A 16,462-nucleotide genomic window follows, 5' to 3' on the forward strand; every position below is an offset into this window, starting at 1 on the left:
GACCCCCTAGCCGTCGGCTCTCGACTCCTGGTCGGGCCGACGTCCAGAACTCTGCCGGGTCGGCCGAATCCGCCCCAGTGCCGCGGTCACGGGATGCACATGAAACTTTCATACCCGTCCCCAGGACACTCACATGCCGGGTTCAGGAGCCCGGCACTGCCGCAAGTCGGGGCTGGGTGACAGCTTTTGAGGGTGCTTGGAGCCGGGTCCGAAAACCATCGGGTCATCCGGCAGATCCGACCCCGGAGGAATCCCATGGAGATCAAGGTTCTCGGTCCGCTCATGGCCGAGTCGGGCGGCACGTCGGTCGTCCCGAGCGCCGGCAAGCCCCGGCAGATACTGGCGCTGCTTTCGGTGTACGCCAACCAGGTCATGCCCGTTCCGACGCTGATGGAGGAGATCTGGGGCGCCGACATGCCCCGCAGCGCGCTGACCACGCTGCAGACGTACATCCTTCAGCTGCGCCGGCTGATCGCGGGAGCGCTCGGCCCGGACAGCCCCTACACCGCACGCGAGGTGCTCGCCACCCGGCACGGTGGCTACCTCCTCGAAGTGACGCCGGGTGCGGTGGACGTGCACGAGTACGACCGTCTGGTGGCGACCGGTCGCGGTGCCGCCGAGCGCGGTGACGACGAGAGCGCCGCGGCGCTCTACCGCGAGGCGCTCGGCATGTGGCGCGGTCCGGCCCTGGTCGATGTGCGGCTCGGGCCGCTTCTGGAGATCGAGCTGGTCCGGCTCGAAGAGAGCCGGCTCGGTGTGCTGGAGCAGCGGATCGACTCCGATCTGCGGCTCGGGCGGCACATGCAACTGCTCGCCGAACTCACCTCTCTGACGGCCCGTCACCCCCTGCACGAGGGCCTGCACGCCCAGTGCATGGTGGCGCTCTACCGGTCCGGCCGGCAGTGGCAGGCGCTGGACGTGTTCCAGAACCTGCGCCGCGGGCTCGCCGACGAGCTGGGGCTCGACCCCTCGGCGCGGCTCCAGCAGCTGCACCGCGCGGTGCTCGCCGGCGACCCGGCGCTCGACTCGCACCTGGCCGGGCGCCGCCCGGTGCTCGACCTCTTCGCCGCCTAAGAGCGGCGCGCGGGCGGCCCGACCGCCCGGCAGCAACGCGTCCGGACCCCGCCCTCTCCCCCCACAGGGCGGGGTCCGACGCGTGCGCGGCTCGATCCGGCCTCTAGGCGATCGACGCACAGTGCCCCCGAACGTCGCCAACGACACTGGGGGTTACCTTGCGAGTCATCGATCTGTCGTCACCCGTGGACGCGGCCGGCTGGGAGCCGGACCCGATCGTCCACGAGATCATGACGCCCGCCGAGGGCGCCGCGCACATGGCGGCGGAGATGAAGGAGCACTTCGGGCTCGACTTCGATCCGGCCGACCTGCCCGGGGGCGAACTCCTGTCCCTGGACACCCTCACCCTGACCAGCCACACCGGTACGCATGTGGACGCGCCCTCGCACTACGGCTCGGTCGGTGACTACGGGCGCCCCCGGCACATCGACGAGATGCCGCTCGACTGGTTCCTGCGGCCGGCCGTCGTGCTCGACGTGAGCGATGTCGGCATCGGCGCCATCGGCGTGGAGCGCATCGAGAAGCAGATCGCCGAGATCGGGTACACGCCTCAGCCGCTCGACATCGTCATGCTGCACACGGGGGCCTCACAACACTCCGGCACACCGCGGTACTTCACCGATTTCGCCGGGCTCGACGGCCCGGCCACCGACTTCCTGCTCGACCTCGGCGTGCGCGTCATCGGCACCGACGCCTGGAGCCTGGACGCGCCCTTCGGGCACATGATCCGCACCTTCCAGGAGACCGGCGACAAGTCGGTGCTGTGGCCCGCGCACTTCGCCGGGCGGCGCCGCGAGTACTGCCAGGTCGAGCGGCTCGCCCAGCTCGACACGCTGCCCACGCACGGCTTCCGGGTGTCCTGCTTCCCCGTGAAGATCGCCGGAGCGGGGGCGGGCTGGACCCGGGCCGTCGCCCTGATCGACGAATGAGAACCGAGAGCGCCACACGGGAGGACACCGTGACGCCCTGGCTGTTCTGCTTCCACCACGCGGGCGCCGGGATCTCCTCCTTCGCCAAGTGGCAGCAGATCCTCGGCGACACGGCCGAGGTGGTGCCGGTCCTGCTTCCGGGCCGCGGGCCGCGCGCCAAGGAGGCGCGGATCACCGACGCCACTGAACTGATGGATGAATTGCGGGAGTTGATCACCCCGCTCCTCGACCGGCCCTACCTTCTGTACGGGCACAGCCTCGGCGGTCTGGTGGCGCACGCGCTGACCCGGACCCTGGAGGACGACGGCCTTCTGCCGCCGGCCCGCCTGGTGATCGGCGCCGTACCGCCGCCGCATCTGCGCAACACGCTGCTGCGCGGGGCGCGCCTGCCCGACCACGAACTCATCGACCTGCTGGTCGACTTGGAGGCGGCTCCGCCGGAGGCCGCCGGGCGGGACCGTTCGCTGTGGCAGCGCCAGGTCATCCCGGCGCTCCGCGACGACCTGCGCCTGGGCGAGGCACTCTGCCAGGTCAACACGGACAAGGCGGTCGGTACGCCGCTGATGGCGCTTGCCGGGCGCGACGATCCGATCGCGCCGCTGTGGGAGGTGGCCGAGTGGGCCGACTACTCGGTGACCCGGTTCCGGCTCCAGACCCTGCCCGGTGACCACTTCTTCGTGCGCGAGCGCGGGGTGCCCGAACTCCTTCGCGAAGTGGCCCTTGAGCTGCGGGAGTCGCTCAAGGGGAAGTACGACGGCGAGTCGAGCGGGCGTCAAGAGGGCGGGACGAGACTCCTTCCAACAGCGGATCTCACAGCGGACCTATCAGAGAGGTGACGCAGCCGTGCTGCACATTCCCGGGGCGCACCCCCAGGCCCAGCCCAACGAGGGGGACAGGTGAGCCGACGCGTAGTCATCACCGGAATCGGTGTGGTCGCCCCCGGGGGCGTCGGCACCAAGGAGTACTGGTCCCTGCTGACCGCGGGTCGCACCGCGACCAGGGCCGTGACCCTCTTCGACGCCTCGGCCTTCCGGTCGAAGATCGCCGCGGAGGTCGACTTCGACCCGATCGCCCAGGGCCTGACCGAGGAACAGGCCGGACGCCTCGACAGGGCCGCCCAGTTCGCCCTGGTCGGCGCCCGTGAGGCGGTCTCCGACAGCGGTCTGGACATGGCCGGCATCGACCCGTTCCGTACCGGCGTCACCATCGGCAGCGCGGTCGGCGCGACCACCGGGCTCGACTACGAGTACGCGGCGGTCAGCAACAACGGCGCCGAGTGGCTCGTCGACCACGAGCGGGCCGTGCCGCACCTGTACGACTACTTCGTGCCCAGCTCGTTCGCGGCCGAGGTGGCCTGGGAGTTCGGCGCGCAGGGTCCCACGGCCGTGGTCTCCACGGGCTGCACCTCGGGCCTGGACTCGGTCGGGCACGCTGTCGAGCTGATCCGTGAGGGCAGCGCCGATGTCATGATCGCCGGGGCCACCGAGGCGCCGATCTCGCCGATCTCGGTCGCCTGCTTCGACGCCATCAAGGCCACCTCCAACCGCAACGACGAGCCGGAGACGGCCTCGCGCCCCTTCGACAAGTCCCGCAACGGCTTCGTCCTCGGCGAGGGCAGCGCGGTGTTCGTCCTGGAGGAGTACGAGCAGGCCGTGGCGCGCGGCGCGCACATCTACGCCGAGATCGCCGGGTTCGCCTCGCGCTCCAACGCGTACAACATGACGGGTCTGCGGGCCGACGGCGCGGAGATGGCCGAGGCCATCGGCGCGGCGCTCGACGAGGCCGGCATCCCGGGCACCGACATCGACTACATCAACGCGCACGGCTCGGGCACCCTGCAGAACGACCGCCACGAGACGGCCGCGTTCAAGAAGAGCCTCGGCGACCACGCGTACGCCACGCCCGTCTCCTCCATCAAGTCGATGATCGGGCACTCGCTCGGCGCCATCGGCTCCCTGGAGATCGCCGCGTCCGCGCTGGCCATCGAGCACGGCATGGTGCCGCCCACCGCGAATCTGCACGAGGCCGACCCCAAGTGCGACCTCGACTACACGCCGATCCACGCCCGCGAGCGGGACATCAACACGGTGCTCAGCGTGGGCAGCGGCTTCGGCGGATTCCAGAGCGCGATCGTGCTCACCAAGCCCGAGCGGAGGAAGACGGCATGACGAGCGAGCTGCTCGAACGTACGGCGGTGCGCTCCGCCACCGCGGTGTTCACCGGAATCGGCGTCACCGCCCCCAACGGCCTGGGTACGCAGGCATGGTGGGAAGCCACCGTGGCCGGCAAGAGCGGCATCCGCCCGGTCTCCCGCTTCGACGCCTCCGGCTACCCGGCCACCCTCGCGGGCGAGGTGCCCGGCTTCGACGCCGAGGAGCACATCCCGAGCCGGCTGCTTCCGCAGACCGACCACATGACGCGCCTCGCGCTGACCGCCGCCAAGGAGGCCCTGGAGGACTCGGGCGCCGACCCGGCCGAGATGCCGCAGTACTCGGCGGGCGCGGTCACCGCCGCCTCCGCGGGCGGCTTCGAGTTCGGCCAGCGCGAACTCCAGGCGCTGTGGAGCAAGGGCGGCCAGTACGTCTCCGCGTACCAGTCGTACGCCTGGTTCTACGCCGTCAACACCGGCCAGATCTCCATCCGGCACGGCCTTCGCGGGCCCAGCGGGGTCCTGGTCACCGAGCAGGCGGGCGGCCTCGACGCGGTCGCCCAGGCCCGGCGCCAGTTGCGCAAGGGCAGCAAGCTCATCGTCACCGGCGGCGTGGACGGCGCGGTCTGCCCCTGGGGCTGGACGGCGCAGCTCGCCGGCGGCCGGATGAGCCCGGTCGCCGACCCGGAGCGCGCGTTCCTGCCGTTCGACAGCGAGGCCAGCGGTTACGTCGCCGGAGAGGGCGGCGCCATCCTCGTCCTGGAGGACGCCGAGGCGGCCCGCGAACGCGGCGCCCGCATCTACGGACAGCTCTCCGGTTACGCCGCCACCTTCGACCCGGCACCGGGCCGGGGCGGCGAGCCGGGCCTGCGCCGAGCGGCCGAACTCGCCCTCGCGGAAGCCGGGTTGACGGCCGCCGACGTGGACGTCGTCTTCGCCGACGCGTCCGGAGTGCCCGAACTCGACCGCCAGGAGGAGACGGCGCTGACCGCGCTCTTCGGCCCCCGCGGCGTACCGGTGACGGCTCCCAAGACCATGACGGGCCGCCTGTCGGCCGGTGGCGCCTCGCTCGACCTGGCGGCGGCGCTGCTCTCCATCCGGGACGCGGTGATCCCGCCGACCGTCAACGTCACGAACCCGGTCGCGGCCGACGCGCTCGACCTGGTCACCGAGGCCCGGCGCGGCCCGGTCCGTACCGCACTCGTCCTGGCCCGCGGGACCGGCGGCTTCAACGCCGCGGCCGTCGTGACCGCGGTGAACTGAACTCCCAACTGTTGTCATTGAGCTGTTGTCATTGAGAAGGGCGAGCTTCATGAATCTCAAGGAACTGACCACGCTGCTGCGCGAGTGCGCGGGTGTCGGCGAGGGGATCGACCTGGACGGCGACGTCCTGGACGTGCCGTTCGACGACCTGGGCTACGACTCCCTCGCGATCCTTCAGGTGACGGGGGTCATCGAGCGGGACTACCAGATACAGCTGTCCGACGACACGGTGGCGGAGGCGTCCACGCCTCGGGTGCTGCTGGAGTTCATCAACGAGTGCCTGTCGTCTACCGCGACCGCGGCTTAGCCCTGCGGGATGCCCCTTGCAACGGCTGCCCACCCTTTACGGGGTGCGGCGGCCGTTCGCGTTGCCCTGGGTCCGCCTTCCCTGGGATGCCCCACCCCGCCCCTTCCCTAAACCCGCCGGGGGTTGGAAAGGGTGAAGCCCGGGTCTCCTGGGGCTCCGCCCCAGACCCCGTTCGCGCCTGAAAGGCGCTCGTCCTCAAACTCCCCCAAGGCCTTAAGGGCCAGGGGGGACCCCCATGACAGGCTGAAATGCCCCAGCCCGGGCCAGCACCAACGCCGCCAGGGGCGCGGGGCTGTGAAATTGTGCGGCTCCGCCGCGATGGGGGTCCCCCCTGTTCATGGGGGTCCCCCCTGTTCGAGCGAAGCCGAGAACTTGGGGGAGAAGCCGAGAACTTGGGGGAGCGACCAGCCACCCACGGTCCGCAGCCGAACCACCCCACCCCCGGAGGCCACGCGGCGGAGCCGCAGAGTGTCACAGCGGGAAGGGGCGGGGAGGGGCCCTCCGGGGTCTGGGGCGGAGCCCCGGGGAACGACCCGGGCCACACCCGAACCCCGCCCGCCGCGCACGCAGAAGTGCCCGCACGCCGGGGGATTGCGTGCGGGCACTCGCTCTGGGGGGAGGGTCAGATCAGGTCGTCCCGGGTGATCTGGCGGTCCTGGATCTGCCAGGCACCCTCCACCCGCACGATCCGGTCCTCGCACAGCGTGCTCGCCTTGATCTCGGGGCGCCCACCCCGCGGCGTCTCGATGACCAGCGCGTAGCAACGCGCGTTCACCGCACCGTCGGTGACGCCCTCGACCGAGACCATGCCCAGCCAGTGCCGGCGCTGGACGCCGGCACTGGCGTACCCCTCGGTGGCGGCGGCCGCGGCCGCGGTGATGGCCTCACGGCCCACCGCCGGGACCGGCTGCGCGTTGGCGGCGAACACACCGTCGGTGGTGAAGGTGTGGGCCCACTCCTCGACCTTGCCGTCGTCGAGCAGATGCATCTGCTGCGCGTAGAACTGCTGGATCTCCGTGTACAGCCCGGCGGTGGTGGCGGCCTGCGGCAGCTCGGTGACGCTCATGGGGGTCCTCTCCTCCTGGATCTTCCTGCCCCAGGAGAGTGCCGTCCCCCGCTCGACCCGTACTGGTGCCCCGCTGGGGCTCCGCCCCAGACCCCGGAGTCCCCCACCCCGCCCCTTCCCTAGACCCTCCGGGGGTGAAGGAGCTCCTGGGGCTCCGCCCCAGACCCCGTTCGCGCCTTAAGGGCGCTCGTCCTCGAACTCCCCCAAGGCCTTAAGGGCCAGGGGGGACCCCCATGACAGGCTGAAATGCCCCGGTGCGGGCCAGCACCGACCCTGCCAGGGGCGCGGGGAACTGCGCGACCAGCCGCAGACGGCCCGCAGCCGACCACTCACCCCCGGGGTCCGGGGGCGGAGCCCCGGGAGGCGGGGGCGCTCACGAGTCCAGCCCCGCTCGATACCCCTTCAAGTGCCCCGGCGCACTTTGGCCCCCGTACCCCAACCCCTCCGGAGGAGATTCGTATGACTCAGCCCAAGGCCACCAGCGAGCGCCGGGTCGCGCTCATCACCGGGGCGACCAGCGGGATCGGTCTGGCGTCGGCGCGGGCGCTGGGCGCGGCCGGTCTCGCGGTGTTCATCTGCGCGCGCAGCGCCGAGTCCGTCGAGCTGACCGTGAAGGAGCTCCGCGAGGAGGGCCTGGAGGTTTCGGGCGCGACCGCCGACGTGCGCAGCCCCGAGTCCGTCAAGGACCTCGTGGCCGCCGCGGTCACCGCGTACGGCCGCGTGGACGTCGTCGTCAACAACGCCGGGCGCAGTGGCGGCGGCGTGACCGCCGACGTGTCGGACGAGGTGTGGGACGACGTCATCGACACCAACCTGAACAGCGTGTTCCGGGTGACCCGCGAGGTGCTCAACGCCGGCGGCATGCGCGAGCGCGGCTGGGGCCGGATCATCAACATCGCCTCCACCGCCGGCAAGCAGGGTGTGGTGCTCGGCGCCCCGTACTCCGCGTCCAAGCACGGCGTGGTCGGCTTCACCAAGGCGCTCGGCAACGAGCTCGCCCCGACCGGCATCACCGTCAACGCGGTCTGCCCCGGCTACGTCGAGACGCCGATGGCGCAGCGCGTGCGGCAGGGCTACGCCGAGGCGTACGACACCTCCGAGGACGCGATCCTCGCCAAGTTCACCTCGAAGATCCCGCTCGGCCGCTACTCCACGCCGGAGGAGGTCGCCGGCCTGGTCGGCTACCTGGCCACCGACACCGCCGCCTCCATCACCGCGCAGGCCCTCAACGTCTGCGGCGGCCTCGGCAACTTCTGACCCCGAGCCGATGAATCCGGCGAGCCCGACGGCTCCCTCAACTCCCCGACCACAGAAGGAATTTCCCGTGTCCGTGACCGGAACGAAGCACCACACCCTCCACAGCGTCGCCGTCGCCGCCCCCGCCGAGGTCGTGTACGGGATCGTCGCCGATGTCACCAAGTGGCCGCAGTACTTCGGCCCCAACGTGCACGTCGAGCACCTGGAGCAGGACGACCGCTCCGAGCGCATCCACATCTGGGCGACCGCCAACGGCGCCGTCAAGAACTGGATCTCGCGCCGCACCTTCGACCCCGAGCGTCTGCGGGTCGACTTCCGCCAGGAGGTCTCGACGCCGCCGGTGGCCGGCATGGGCGGCGCCTGGGTGGTCTCGCCCGTGGACGGCGAGACGTCACTGCTCGAACTCCACCACGACTTCGAGGCCGTCGACGACGCCCCGGACGCCGTGGAGTGGATCAACTCGGCGGTGGACCGCAACAGCGCGGCCGAACTGAACAACATCAAGGAACTCGCGGAGCAGCACGCCCAGTTGGACGAGCTTGTCTTCACCTTCGACGACACCGTCCACATGGACGCGGAAGCCTCTGACGTCTTCGACTTCCTGAACCGGGCCGACCTGTGGCCCGAGCGCCTGCCGCACGTCGCGCGTCTCGACCTGACCGAGGACGAGCCGGGTGTGCAGGTCATGGCGATGGACACCAGCACCGCCGACGGTTCGGTGCACACCACCGAGTCGATCCGTGTCGTCTTCGCGCCGGACCGCATCGTCTACAAGCAGACCACCGTGCCCGGCCTGATGACCGCCCACACCGGCCGCTGGACGATCGTCGAGACGGCGGACGGTATCGATGTCACGTCCCGGCACACCGTCACGCTGCGGACCGACACCATCGAGAAGTACCTCGGCGAGGGCAAGACCGTCGCCGACGCCCGTGCCTATGTGCACCGCGCGCTGTCCACCAACTCCACCAACACCCTGAAGCTGGCGCGCACTTACGCGGAGGCGCTCCGTGGCTGACACCCTGCCCGAGGTGCCGGACCGGCTCGACCAGTTGCTTTCGCGGGCCGCCGCCGCGCACCCCGCGCGGCGCGCCGTCGTCACCGACGACTTCGAGATGGACTACGCCGCCTTCGACGCCAAGGTCACCGCGGTCGCCGCCGGGCTCCAGGCGCTGGCGCCCGAGCCCACGGTCGTGGCGGTGGGCACCGTGCTTCACCCGGACGTCGCCGTCGCGTACTACGCGGCCGTGCGGGCCGGGCACACCGTGGCCGTGGTCAACCCGCTGCTTCGCGAGGACGACCTGCTCCATGTGCTCGGCCTCGGCGGGGCCCGCGTGGCCCTGCTCGACACCGGTCTGGCCGCGCGCCTGGAGCAGGTCCGCGACCGGCTGCCCGAGCTGCGCGAGGTGGTGCTGATCGGCGCCGGTACGGATGGTCTCGACGCGCTCGCCTCCGACCAGCCGCTCGCCGCCCACGCCAAGGGGCCCGCGGACACCGCCGCCCTCCAGTTCACCAGCGGAACCACCGGGCGCCCCAAGGCCGTTCGGCTCAGCCACCGCAACGTGACCGTCAACGCGGCGCAGATCGCACAGGCGCACCGGCTCGACGGCGACACCGTCAGCCTGAACCATCTGCCGACCTATCACCCGATGCACCTCAACTCGGCGATCGCCGCGGGTGCGACGCAGGTCCTGTGCGCCTCGCCGGAGCCGTACGCCGCGCTGATGACGGCGAACCGGCACCGGGCGACGATCCTGTACAGCCTGCCGGTGCGGCTCGCCCGGCTCGCGGCCGACCCGGACCTCGACTCCGTCTCGATGACGTCGGTGCGGCGGATCGCGTCCGGCGGCTCCGGCCTCCCGGTGCCCGCCGCGCGCCGCCTGTCCAAGCGGTTCGGCGTCCCGGTCTTCCAGGGGTACGGGCTCGCCGAGACCTCCCCGCTGACCCACAGCGACGACCCGGACCACCCGGTGCACGGCTCGGTCGGCACCCCGGTCGCCGGGACCGAGTGCCGCGTCGTCGACATCGACTCGCGAGCGGTGCTCGCGCCGGGCGGCGTCGGCGAGGTGCAGCTGCGCGGCCCGCAGGTGATGCAGGGGTACGCGGGCGGGCCCGACGGCACCGGCCTCGATCCGGACGGCTGGCTGAGCACCGGCGACGTCGGCCGCGTCGACGAGGACGGCCGGCTGTTCCTGGTGGACCGGCTGAAAGACGTCTTCAAGTGCGACAACTTCCTGGTCGCGCCCTCGGACGTGGAGCGCGTGCTGCGCCGCGATCCGCGGGTCGCCGACGTCGTCGTGGTCGAGCTGGCCGATGCCGAGCACGGCGCGGTCGCGGGCGCCCTCGTGGTGCTCGCCGGCGCTCACCCGGACGACCTCGCCGATGTCATCGCGCAGGCCAACGACACCCTGCCGTACTACCAGCACGTACGCGACGCCATGACGCTCGACGCGATCCCGCGCTCGGGCAACGGAAAGATCCAACGTCGGGTTCTGGCAGAGCAGTTGACGAGCCGTCAGCCCGTCTCCGGCGACCGCGCCGAGCTCGCCCGAGCCGGGGCCTGACGGCTCGGAAGGCGGGCCCCGCCCGGAAAGAGCGCCCAGAAACAGAAGGGATTCACCATGGAGTACCGCCGTCTCGGTGCCTCGGGACCGGTGGTCAGCCGGGTCGCGTTCGGGAACTCGCTGACCGCGGGCAACCAGTTGGACGACCGGGCCGCCTCCGCCTGTGTGCGGGCCGCGCTGGATGCGGGGATCACCACGTTCGACACCGCCGACGCGTACGCCGAGGGCCGGGCCGAGGAACACCTCGGCCGGGCCCTCGCGGGCGTCGACCGGGACACCGTCGTGATCTGCACCAAGGTCGGCAGGGGCGGCGGGCCCGGTCCCGGCGCACTGTCGCGGGCCCGTGTCGCCGAGAGCCTGGACGCCTCGCTGCGCCGCCTCGGCACCGGGCACATCGACCTGTACCAGGCGCACCTGTACGACGACTCGACGCCGCTGGAAGAGACGATGGGCGCCTTCGCGGACGCCGTGGCCGCGGGCAAGATCCGTTACGTCGGCGTCTCGGAGTGGGCCGCCGACGAGATCGAGCGGGCCGCGGAACTCGCCCGCGAGCTGGGCATCGAGCTGGTCTCGAACCAGCCGCAGTACTCGATGCTGTGGCGGGTCATCGAGGCCGAGGTCGTCCCGGCGTGCGCGCCGCTCGGCATCGGGCAGATGGTCTGGTCGCCGCTGGCCGGCGGCGTACTGACCGGAAAGTACAAGCCGGGGCAGCAGGCGCCCGCGGGTTCCCGGGCGGTGGCCGCCAAGGGCGGCGACGTCTCCATCCAGCGCTACCGCTTCCTGTCGGACGAGGTCCTCACCGCCGTGGCCCGCGTGGCCGAGCTGGCCGAGGACACGAATCTGACGATGCCTCAACTCGCCCTGGCCTGGGTGCTGCGGAACGCCCAGGTCGCCACGGCCGTCATCGGCGCCTCCGCGCCCGAGCAGATCGGCCGCAACCTGGCGGCCGCCGAGGCCGTGCTCGACCCGGAGCTGCTCGGCCGCATCGACGCGGCCCTGGGGCCCGTCGTGGTCACCGACCCCGGGTTGACCCTGAGCCGCATGCTCCGGGCGAAGACCGCCGCCACCCCCTCCCCCGCCACCCTCTGAGAGGTACTGCGATGAGCACTTCCACGACCGACAGGGAGATCCACCGGACGCGTGCCGGCATCGAGATCGACGCCTCGGCGGACACCGTCTACCGGGCGCTGACCGATGTGGCCGACTGGCCGCTGCTCTACCCCTGGATCGCGCACACCGAGACCCTGAGCCAACAGGGCCAGGACGACGAGGTGAAGTTCTGGGCGGTGCGCCCGGGCCCCGAGGGCGGCCTGCGCATCTGGACCTCCAGGCGCACCCTGGACCCGGTGGCGCTGCGCATGGACTTCGCGCAGCAGGGCTCGGTGGGCCCGATCAAGGAGCTCGGCGGCACCTGGGACTTCCTGCCCCGCCCCGACGGCGGCTGCCGGGTGGTGTCCGGGCACTGGTTCACCACGGACGCGGACCCCGAGGAGACGGCGGGCGAGCTCGACCGGCACGGCGGGCTCCAGATGCGCACCCTCAAGTCCAAGACGGAGCAGCCGAGTTCGCTGACGTCGGACGTGATCCGGGTCGAGGACCGCGCGGTCCTGTCCGGCTCGGTCGCCTCGGTGCACGCCCGCCTCCTGGACGCGCTGCCGTGGCGGGACGGCGACGAGAGCGCCTGGTTCGGCACCCAGGACGACGTGCCGACCGTGCAGATCGAGCACGGCGGCCACACCCTCGTACAGAAGCTGCTCACGCCGCCCGCGCCGGCCGAGCTCTACCGGCGGCGCTGGCGTCTGGTGGAGGCGCCCGGCGGGGTCCTGGTGACGGCGGACGTGCTCGCGGTGGCCTCGGCCGGCCGCGACCGGGTGCTTGAGATGGCCACCACCGACGTACGCTCCGCGCTCGCGCTGGCCGGGCAGCGATGACCGCGGCCGCCGAGGAGGTCCGCGCGGGGGCCCGCACCGACGAGGAGCACCGCAGTGACGTGTGCATCGTCGGGGCGGGCCCCGCCGGTCTGACCCTCGCACTGCTGCTGCTGAAGTCCGGGGTGCGGGTGACCGTGGTGGAGCGTTCGCGCTCGCACCAGCGGGAGTTCCGCGGCGAGATCCTCCAGCCCGGCGCGATGACGGTCCTTGACCGGCTCGGCGTGCTCGCCGGGGCCCGCGAGCGCGGCTGCCACGAGCACGACCGCTTCCGCCTGGTGGAGCAGGACCGGGTCCTGCTCGACATCGACTACCGCGCCCTTCCGGCCCCGTACGACCACCTGCTGTCCATCCCGCAGTCCCACCTGCTGACCGAACTCCTGCTGCACTGCGCCGAGTTCACGGATTTCGAGTACGTGGACGGCTGCCGCGTCAACGCGCTCCTGCGCGACGAGCGGGGCCGGATCACCGGGGCCGCCGCCGACGGGCACGTCTTCCACAGCAAGGTCGTGGTCGGCGCCGACGGGCGGTTCTCCAAGGTGCGCCGCCTCGCCGGCATCGAGGCGGGCCGCAGCGAGGCCTTCGACCAGGACGTGCTGTGGTTCAAGCTGACGAAGAACGAGCCCGAAGCCGGCCATGACGTGCGGGTGTTCCGGAGCGCGGGCACCAGCCCGGTGCTCGCGTACGGCTCCTGGCCCGACCGCGTCCAGGTCGGCTGGACGCTGCCGCACGGCGGCTACAAGAACGTCGTCGCCGAGGGCCTCGACCACGTCAAGGCGCAGCTGTCGAAGGCGGTGCCGGCGTACGCGGACCTGATCGCCGAGCAGATCACCTCGCTGCGCGACCTCAGCCTCCTCGACGTGTTCTCCGGGCGCGCCGAGCGCTGGGCGACCGACGGCCTGGTCCTGATGGGAGATGCCGCGCACACCCACAGCCCGATCGGCGCGCAGGGCATCAACCTGTCGGTGCAGGACGCGGTGGTCCTGCACCCGCTGCTCGTCGAGTCGGTGGGCCGGGGTGATGCGAGCGCCGCGTTCCTGTCGCGCTTCGAGGAGCGCCGGGCGCCCGACATCGCGACGATGATGCGGCTCCAGGGCATGCAGTCCAAGGCGATGCTGTCGACGGGCACGTTCGCGACGCGGGTGCGTCCGAAGCTGGCGGCCGTCGTCAAGCACACCCCGATCTACCGCAAGGTGCTGCGCACGATCGCGTTCGGCAACCCGTCGATCGAGGTGGCCGAGGGGCTGTTCAGCCACTGATCACCGGTGACGCGAAAGGCGGGCCGGGTCTTGAAGACCCGGCCCGCCTTTCTGTGTGCGGTGGTTCAGCGTGCTCAGACGCTGGCGACCTCGGTGCGGGCCGAGTCGACGACCGCCTTGTACAGGCCGCCCTTGACCTCGGCGTGCACGGCCATCGTCTTGGCGTCGGCGGCCATCTCCGGGCTCTGCAGGACCGGCAGGTAGGCCTGCGGGCCGCTCCACCAGCCGATGTTGACGTAGGCACCGGTCTCGCGGTTGGAGTGCACCAGCTGGTGGCCGAGGAAGCCCTCGTGGCTCTTGACGAACGACAGGTGGCCGAGGAACGAGCCCTCGAAGGCCTGCTGGTCGGCGCCCTCGCGCAGGGTGAACGTGGTCAGCGCGACCGCCGCGTCCGCGGACGGCACCGCGAGCTCGCCGAGGCCGTCGGCCGCGCTCTGGCCGGCCAGGACCGGGCCGTGCACGCTGGTGATGGCGGCGAGGTAGACGAAGCGGCTGCTGACGGCGGTGAAGAACTGCCAGTCGCCGACGACCGTGCGGTGCGCGTCGGCGTCCCGCCACCAGGTGAGGATGACGAAGTTGTCGGGCTCCTTGATGCCGCGCAGCAGCGCGGTGCGCAGCAGACCGTCCTTGGCGGCGACGGCCTCCTTGTACTTGAGGTAGGCCTTCTCGAACTCGGCGCCCTTCGCCTTGTGCTTCTCCTTGAGGACGAAGTGGGCGACCGCGACGACGGGGCTGTTCTCGCTCATGGTGTGGACCTTCCGAATTTTCGGGTGGATGGGGTTACGCGGTGACCGGCTGGTGCGCATAGGCGTGGACGTACTTGTCGAGGACGCCCCGGTAGTAGTCGGGCCCGAAGCCGAGCCCGTACACCGGCGGCACGAGACGGCAGAGCTTGTCGATGGAGACCGGCTGGGCGCCCGACGCCTCGACGTAGGTCTTCTCGGCGCTGGTGCCGAGCAGGTGCTCCATGTGCGTGACGACGTCCTCGATGTGCGGGGCGTGGCCCGAGGCGACGTTGACGACGTCACGGGTGCGGCCGTCGACGAGCAGCGTGTGCACGATCTTGATGACGTCCTCGACGTCGATCAGGTCGCGCTGCGCGCCGCGGTAGACCTGGATCTCGCCGCTCACCAACTGCCGCACAAGGGCGGGCAGTAGCTGGTGGGCGGGCTGGTTGAAGCCGACGACGTGCGACAGGCGCAGGATCAGGTACTCGACGTCCGAGGACTTGACGACCGCTTCGAGGGAGAGCTTGTGGCGTCCGTACGGGGTCGCCGGGTAGACGGGGCCGTCCTCGCGGCCGGGCGAGGCGTCGGGCACCGAGTACATCCCGGCGGACGCCGTGGAGAAGAACACCAGGCGTTTGCCGGTCTTCTCGCAGTGCCGCAGCACCTCGTACAGGCGCTTGGACTCCCGGGTGTACTGCTCGGGCGGGATGTCGCCCGCGGCCGAGACCCCGGCGGCCAGCGCCACCACGTCGGGGTGGTGTCCGGCGATGCCTGCCAGGTGTCCGGCCAGGAAGCCCCTGCCGACTATCTCCATGGGGTGTGCCAACTCCTTGTGGTGAGGGCTTGTTCAGGCCGCTGCGGGTTCGGCCCAGGCCGGGATCTCCAGGATTTCGAGCACGGCGGTGGTGATGGTGTAGCCCGCTCCGCCGCCGTAGAGCATCACGTGGTCGCCGGGCTTCAACTGGCCGGTGAGCAGCAGGTCTTCGAGGCCCGCGGCCCAGTCGCCGGCGCCGATGTGGCCGCTCCTGCGGGCGAACTCCCAGGTGGTCTCGGACTCGTCGACGCCGAGGAGGTGGTGGATCTGGAAGGGGCCCTTGATCCGGCCGGTGGAGGGGATGATGACGTACGCGATGTCGTCCATCTCGATTCCGGCGTCGTCGAGGACGGCCTGCTTGGCCTCCTGCATCACCTTGCCGAAGCGGATGTTGGTCATCGTCTCGTCGCTGACGGCCTTCTGGGCGTCGCCGCGTGCGGTGAGGTCGATCTGCCGCTCGGCAGCCCGCGAGACCGGCCCGAACTCCTCGTCGCCGCGGGCCATCGGCTCCAGGGAGTTGTCGGCGACCGTCGCCGTGGCCACCAGGCGCGCGAATCCGCCCTCGGTGGACAGGATCGTCGCGGTCGCGCCGTCGGCGTAGGCGTTGCCGTGCCGCAGCTGCCAGCGGTTGGCGCCGGGGCCGCCGAAGCGGTCGGCGGTGGTGAGCATGACGGCGCTGCCCTTGCCGTAGCCGGCCTTGAGGTGGGCGGCGGCCAGGTCGAGCCCGCTGATGCCGATGTTGCAGCGCTGCTGCACGTCGAGGCCGGGCACGGCTGAGCCGACGGTCCGCTTGGCGATGTAGGACGCGGCCGGCCAGATGTCCAGGCCCTGGAACCAGGTGCTGCCGTGCAGGAGCAGGGAGTACGCGGACTTGTTCAGTCCTGAGCGCTCGTGCGCGGTGCGGCCGGCGGCGACGGCCATGTCCGGCGGAGCCGTCCAGCCCTCCTCCTCGCTCTCGCGGGCGATCCGCACCGACTCGTACCCGAAGTCGTCGATCCACTCCTGGCCGCACTCCCCGGCCGCGACGGCCTCGGCCACCGGGACGGGCTCGGGCAGCCAGCTGCCGAGCGAGGCGACATAGATCTCGTTCCAACGCATCCAGCTACTCCCCTGTTCGGCGGTTC

At 71.5% G+C, this 16,462-nt stretch carries 16 protein-coding genes; 12 read left to right on the top strand and 4 right to left on the bottom strand.

Going from position 1 to position 16,462, the window contains the following annotated elements; genetic code table 11:
• Positions 1 to 255: 255 nt before the first annotated feature.
• From ACWC2B_RS02015 to ACWC2B_RS02040, 6 genes are all read left to right on the top strand, one after another.
• Positions 256 to 1,074, top strand: coding sequence for an AfsR/SARP family transcriptional regulator (locus ACWC2B_RS02015; RefSeq protein WP_053726113.1), 819 nt, complete (start codon positions 256 to 258; stop codon positions 1,072 to 1,074).
• Positions 1,075 to 1,232: 158 nt separating this feature from the next.
• Positions 1,233 to 2,003: a cyclase family protein gene (locus tag ACWC2B_RS02020; RefSeq protein WP_161244449.1), complete on the top strand. Its 771-nt coding sequence runs from the start codon at positions 1,233 to 1,235 to the stop codon at positions 2,001 to 2,003.
• The gene (locus ACWC2B_RS02025; RefSeq protein ID WP_450714477.1) at positions 2,000 to 2,839 is read left to right on the top strand and encodes a thioesterase II family protein; all 840 of its coding nucleotides are present in this window, start codon (positions 2,000 to 2,002) and stop codon (positions 2,837 to 2,839) included. Before ACWC2B_RS02020 ends, ACWC2B_RS02025 begins: the two co-directional genes overlap by 4 nt.
• Positions 2,840 to 2,899: 60 nt before the next feature.
• A complete protein-coding gene (locus tag ACWC2B_RS02030; RefSeq protein ID WP_450714478.1) occupies positions 2,900 to 4,171 on the top strand; it encodes a beta-ketoacyl-[acyl-carrier-protein] synthase family protein in 1,272 nt (423 codons plus the stop codon).
• The gene (locus ACWC2B_RS02035) at positions 4,168 to 5,415 is read left to right on the top strand and encodes a ketosynthase chain-length factor (RefSeq protein WP_450714479.1); all 1,248 of its coding nucleotides are present in this window, start codon (positions 4,168 to 4,170) and stop codon (positions 5,413 to 5,415) included. Before ACWC2B_RS02030 ends, ACWC2B_RS02035 begins: the two co-directional genes overlap by 4 nt.
• Before the next feature lie 49 nt (positions 5,416 to 5,464).
• On the top strand, positions 5,465 to 5,722 hold the full coding sequence (locus tag ACWC2B_RS02040) for an acyl carrier protein (protein WP_450714480.1): 258 nt from the start codon (positions 5,465 to 5,467) through the stop codon (positions 5,720 to 5,722).
• A 622-nt stretch (positions 5,723 to 6,344) separates the two neighbouring features.
• Here the strand turns inward: ACWC2B_RS02040 and ACWC2B_RS02045 are convergent.
• On the bottom strand, positions 6,345 to 6,788 hold the full coding sequence (locus ACWC2B_RS02045; protein ID WP_450714481.1) for a nuclear transport factor 2 family protein: 444 nt from the start codon (positions 6,786 to 6,788) through the stop codon (positions 6,345 to 6,347).
• A 459-nt stretch (positions 6,789 to 7,247) separates the two neighbouring features.
• Between ACWC2B_RS02045 and fabG the strand changes: the two genes are divergently transcribed.
• From fabG to ACWC2B_RS02075, 6 genes are all read left to right on the top strand, one after another.
• Complete coding sequence (gene fabG / locus ACWC2B_RS02050) at positions 7,248 to 8,045, top strand: 3-oxoacyl-ACP reductase FabG (RefSeq protein ID WP_450714482.1); 798 nt, start codon at positions 7,248 to 7,250, stop codon at positions 8,043 to 8,045.
• Between the two features lie 67 nt (positions 8,046 to 8,112).
• On the top strand, positions 8,113 to 9,063 hold the full coding sequence (locus ACWC2B_RS02055) for an aromatase/cyclase (protein WP_450714483.1): 951 nt from the start codon (positions 8,113 to 8,115) through the stop codon (positions 9,061 to 9,063).
• Entirely contained in the window at positions 9,056 to 10,609 is a 1,554-nt protein-coding gene (locus tag ACWC2B_RS02060; protein ID WP_450714484.1) for an AMP-binding protein, read from the top strand. Before ACWC2B_RS02055 ends, ACWC2B_RS02060 begins: the two co-directional genes overlap by 8 nt.
• A gap of 57 nt (positions 10,610 to 10,666) precedes the next feature.
• Positions 10,667 to 11,698 carry an aldo/keto reductase gene (locus tag ACWC2B_RS02065; protein ID WP_450714485.1) on the top strand — a complete coding sequence of 344 codons (1,032 nt, stop codon included), beginning with the start codon at positions 10,667 to 10,669 and terminating at the stop codon, positions 11,696 to 11,698.
• A gap of 11 nt (positions 11,699 to 11,709) precedes the next feature.
• Entirely contained in the window at positions 11,710 to 12,540 is an 831-nt protein-coding gene (locus tag ACWC2B_RS02070; protein WP_450714486.1) for an SRPBCC family protein, read from the top strand.
• Positions 12,537 to 13,796 carry an FAD-dependent monooxygenase gene (locus tag ACWC2B_RS02075; protein ID WP_450714487.1) on the top strand — a complete coding sequence of 420 codons (1,260 nt, stop codon included), beginning with the start codon at positions 12,537 to 12,539 and terminating at the stop codon, positions 13,794 to 13,796. Before ACWC2B_RS02070 ends, ACWC2B_RS02075 begins: the two co-directional genes overlap by 4 nt.
• A 74-nt stretch (positions 13,797 to 13,870) precedes the next feature.
• Here ACWC2B_RS02075 and ACWC2B_RS02080 read toward each other — a convergent pair whose 3' ends face one another.
• Genes ACWC2B_RS02080 through ACWC2B_RS02090 form a run of 3 tightly spaced genes read right to left on the bottom strand, consistent with a single transcriptional unit; the run spans position 13,871 to position 16,436 of the window.
• A complete protein-coding gene (locus ACWC2B_RS02080; RefSeq protein ID WP_450714488.1) occupies positions 13,871 to 14,542 on the bottom strand; it encodes an antibiotic biosynthesis monooxygenase in 672 nt (223 codons plus the stop codon).
• 34 nt (positions 14,543 to 14,576) lie between these two features.
• Positions 14,577 to 15,338 carry an NAD-dependent epimerase/dehydratase family protein gene (locus ACWC2B_RS02085; RefSeq protein WP_450714489.1) on the bottom strand — a complete coding sequence of 254 codons (762 nt, stop codon included), beginning with the start codon at positions 15,336 to 15,338 and terminating at the stop codon, positions 14,577 to 14,579.
• Positions 15,339 to 15,371: 33 nt separating this feature from the next.
• Positions 15,372 to 16,436 carry a ketoacyl-ACP synthase III family protein gene (locus ACWC2B_RS02090; protein ID WP_450714490.1) on the bottom strand — a complete coding sequence of 355 codons (1,065 nt, stop codon included), beginning with the start codon at positions 16,434 to 16,436 and terminating at the stop codon, positions 15,372 to 15,374.
• Between the last annotated feature and the right edge of the window lie 26 nt (positions 16,437 to 16,462).

Source organism: Streptomyces sp. NPDC001415, from assembly GCF_053597395.1.

Excerpts from the sequence above, each read along its gene's own strand:
- ACWC2B_RS02015 (WP_053726113.1), top strand. The coding sequence starts at position 256 with ATGGAGATCAAGGTTCTCGGTCCGCTCATGGCCGAGTCGGGCGGCACG.
- ACWC2B_RS02025 (WP_450714477.1), top strand. The coding sequence starts at position 2,000 with ATGAGAACCGAGAGCGCCACACGGGAGGACACCGTGACGCCCTGGCTG.
- ACWC2B_RS02035 (WP_450714479.1), top strand. The coding sequence starts at position 4,168 with ATGACGAGCGAGCTGCTCGAACGTACGGCGGTGCGCTCCGCCACCGCG.
- ACWC2B_RS02040 (WP_450714480.1), top strand. The coding sequence starts at position 5,465 with ATGAATCTCAAGGAACTGACCACGCTGCTGCGCGAGTGCGCGGGTGTC.
- ACWC2B_RS02045 (WP_450714481.1), bottom strand. The coding sequence starts at position 6,788 with ATGAGCGTCACCGAGCTGCCGCAGGCCGCCACCACCGCCGGGCTGTAC.
- fabG (WP_450714482.1), top strand. The coding sequence starts at position 7,248 with ATGACTCAGCCCAAGGCCACCAGCGAGCGCCGGGTCGCGCTCATCACC.
- ACWC2B_RS02065 (WP_450714485.1), top strand. The coding sequence starts at position 10,667 with ATGGAGTACCGCCGTCTCGGTGCCTCGGGACCGGTGGTCAGCCGGGTC.
- ACWC2B_RS02070 (WP_450714486.1), top strand. The coding sequence starts at position 11,710 with ATGAGCACTTCCACGACCGACAGGGAGATCCACCGGACGCGTGCCGGC.
- ACWC2B_RS02075 (WP_450714487.1), top strand. The coding sequence starts at position 12,537 with ATGACCGCGGCCGCCGAGGAGGTCCGCGCGGGGGCCCGCACCGACGAG.
- ACWC2B_RS02080 (WP_450714488.1), bottom strand. The coding sequence starts at position 14,542 with ATGAGCGAGAACAGCCCCGTCGTCGCGGTCGCCCACTTCGTCCTCAAG.
- ACWC2B_RS02085 (WP_450714489.1), bottom strand. The coding sequence starts at position 15,338 with ATGGAGATAGTCGGCAGGGGCTTCCTGGCCGGACACCTGGCAGGCATC.
- ACWC2B_RS02090 (WP_450714490.1), bottom strand. The coding sequence starts at position 16,436 with ATGCGTTGGAACGAGATCTATGTCGCCTCGCTCGGCAGCTGGCTGCCC.